The sequence below is a fragment of the Mycobacterium sp. E3247 genome (assembly GCF_001667785.1).
Classification (GTDB): Bacteria; Actinomycetota; Actinomycetes; order Mycobacteriales; family Mycobacteriaceae; genus Mycobacterium.
The window spans coordinates 1-3,283 of sequence record NZ_LZJG01000515.1 but is presented as its reverse complement, the minus strand read 5'-3'; the positions used below and the strand labels follow the sequence as shown (position 1 = coordinate 3,283).

The following is a 3,283-nucleotide window of genomic DNA, read 5'->3' as shown; positions in this document are numbered from 1 at the left end:
ACGCCGAGGTCCTTGGCGTCGAACGCGTGGGCACCGACGACTCCTTCTTCGAACTCGGCGGCGACAGCATCCTGGCGATGGGCCTGATCGCCGCGATCAACAGCGCGCTGGGCGTCGGCCTTGCAGTGCGCGTCGTGTTCGAGGCGCCCACCGTCGCCCAGCTGGCACTGCGGATCGGTGAGGGCACGGTCGGCCCGGCGCCGCTGGTGGCCGCCGAGCGGCCCGCGGTGATTCCGTTGTCGTTCGCGCAGAACCGGCTGTGGTTCCTCGACCAATTGCAGGGCCCGTCACCGGTTTACAACATGGCGGCCGCCCTGCGGCTCAGCGGGCCGCTCGACGCCGTTGCGCTCGGGGCTGCGCTGGCCGACGTGATGGCCCGGCACGAGAGCCTGCGCACCCTGATCGCCGCGCCCGAGGGCACGCCTCAGCAGCTGGTGACCCCCGTCGAGCGGGCCGAATTCGGGTGGGAGGTCGTGGACGCCGGCGGCTGGTCGGCCGGCCAGCTCGACGAGGCCATCGGCGACACGGCGCGCTACACGTTCGACCTGGCCGCCGAAATCCCGCTGCGAGCAGAGCTTTTCCGCATCGGCGACGACGAGCACGTGCTGGTGGCAGTGGTCCACCACATCGCCGCCGATGGCATGTCGATCACCCCGCTGGTGCGCGACCTGAGCATGGCGTATGCCAGCCGGTGCGCCGGGCAGGCCCCCGGCTGGGCGCCGTTGCCCGTGCAATACGTCGACTACACGCTGTGGCAGCGCGCGCAGCTGGGCGACCTCGACGACCGCCAGAGCCCCATCGCCGCCCAGCTGGCCTACTGGGAGGAGGCCCTGGCCGGGATGCCCGACCGGCTGCAGCTGCCCACCGATCGGCCCTACCCGCTGGTGGCCGATCAGCGCGGCGCCACCGTCGAAATCGACTGGCCGACAGAGCTTCAGCAGCAAGTCGGCGCGGTCGCCCGCAAGCACAACGCGACCAGCTTCATGGTGGTCCAGACGGCCCTGGCGGTCCTGCTGTCGAAGCTCAGCGCGAGCCCCGATGTGGCGGTGGGCTTCCCGATCGCAGGGCGGCGCGACCCCGCCCTCGACGAATTGGTCGGCTTCTTCGTCAACACCCTGGTGCTCCGGGTCGACGTGGGCGGCGACCCCACATTCACCGACCTGCTGTCGCAGGTGCGCCAGCGCAGCCTGGCCGCCTATGAACACCAGGACGTTCCGTTCGAGGTGCTGGTCGAACGGCTCAACCCCGCCCGAAGCCTGACCCACCACCCCTTGGTCCAGGTCATGCTGGCCTGGCAGAACTTCGCCGGGCAGGACGGCGGCGGCCCGGCCGCCGGGCTGTCCCTGGGCGATGTCGAGATCACGCCGATGCCGGTGGACACCCAAACCGCCCGCATGGACCTGACCTTCTCGCTGGCCGAGCGCTGGGACACCGCCGGAGAGCCCGCCGGTATCGGCGGGACGGTGGAGTTCCGCACCGACGTGTTCGACCCGGCCAGCATCCAGGCGCTCGTCGGACGGTTGCAGCGGGCGTTGACGGCCATCACCGTCGACCCCACGCGGGCGTTGTCGTCGCTGGATCTGCTCGACGAGGCCGAGCACGCCCGCCTCGACAAGCTTGGGAACCGCGCGGTGCTGACCGCGCCGGTGGCGGCGCCGGTGTCCCTTCCGGCCCTGTTCGCCGCGCAGGTGGCGCGCACACCGGAGTCGGTCGCGCTGGTGTGCGCAGGCCGGTCCATGACCTACCGCGAGCTGGACGAGGCCGCGCACCGGTTGGCGCTCGTGTTGGCCGGCCGCGGCGCAGTCCCCGGACGGTCTGTCGCCCTGCTGTTTTCGCGTTCGGCCGAGGCGATTGTCGCGATCCTGGCGGTGCTCAAGGCCGGGGCGGCCTATCTGCCGATCGACCCGGCGTTGCCCGAGTCGCGCATCGCATTCGTGCTCTCCGACGCCGCGCCCATGGCCGTCATCACCACCGCCGACCTGGCCGACCGGCTCATCGGCACCGACGTGCCGGTGATCGACGTCGATAACCTCGAGCCCCCCGCCCAGCCCGGCACGACGCTGACCGCGCCGGGGCCGGAGGACCTCGCCTACCTCATCTACACGTCCGGCACCACCGGTGTCCCCAAGGGCGTCGCGGTCACCCACCAGAACGCGACCCAGCTGCTGGCGCGCATGGACGCCGGTCTGCCGCGCGCCGGGGTGTGGTCGCAGTGGCATTCGCTGGCCTTCGACGTCTCGGTCCACGAGATCTTCGGCGCGCTGCTGCACGGCGGCCGGCTGGTCGTGGTGCCCGAGTCGGTGGCGCGCTCACCCGAAGATTTCCACGCGCTGCTGGTGGCCGAACGGGTCAGCGTGCTGAGTCAGACCCCGTCGGCGGCCGCGATGCTCTCGCCCGACGGGCTGGAGTCGGCCGCCCTGGTGGTGGCCGGCGAGGCGTGCCCGGCCGAGCTGGTCGACAAGTGGGGAGCGGGCCGGGCGATGATCAACGCCTACGGCCCGACTGAGGCCACGGTGTACACGGCGGTCAGCCGGCCGCTGGAGTCGGCGTCTGTCGAGTCCGGCGTGGTGCCGATCGGCTCGCCGGTGCCCGGGGGAGCGTTGTTCGTGCTGGACGGGCGGTTACGGCCGGTGCCCGTCGGCGTGGTCGGCGAGTTGTACGTCGCCGGTGCCGGCGTGGCGTGCGGGTACTGGCATCGGGCGCCCCTGACGGCGTCGCGGTTCGTGGCCTGCCCGTTCGGCGGAGCCGGAACCCGCATGTATCGCACAGGCGACCTGGTGCGCTGGCGCGCCGACGGGCAGCTGGACTACCTGGGCCGCGCCGACGAGCAGGTCAAGATCCGCGGATACCGCATCGAACTCGGCGAGGTGCGCGCCGCGCTGGCCTGGCTGGACGGCGTGGAGCAGGCGGTCGTCGTCGCCCGCGAGGACCGGCCCGGCGGTAAGCGGCTGGTCGCTTACATCACCGGAACGGCCGACCCGGCCGGTGTGCGCGCCGCGCTGGCCGAGCGGTTGCCGGCGTACATGATCCCTGCCGCCGTGGTGGTGCTCGACGCGCTGCCGCTGACCCCCAACGGCAAGCTCGACACCCGAGCCCTGCCCGCACCGGAATACTCCGACGCCGACCGGTACCGCGCCCCCGACAACGCCGTCGAGGAGATCCTGGCCGGCATCTACGCCCAGGTGCTGGGGCTGGACCGTGTCGGGGTCGACGACTCCTTCTTCGACCTGGGCGGCGACAGCATCTCCTCGATGCAGGTGGTGACGCGGGCCCGCGCCGCCGG

1 protein-coding gene is annotated in these 3,283 nt (G+C 72.2%); it reads left to right on the top strand.

The genetic code is table 11. From position 1 onward, the window contains the following. On the top strand, positions 1–3,283 hold a 3,283-nt coding region (locus A9X04_RS26000), incomplete at both ends, for a non-ribosomal peptide synthetase (RefSeq protein ID WP_156764542.1).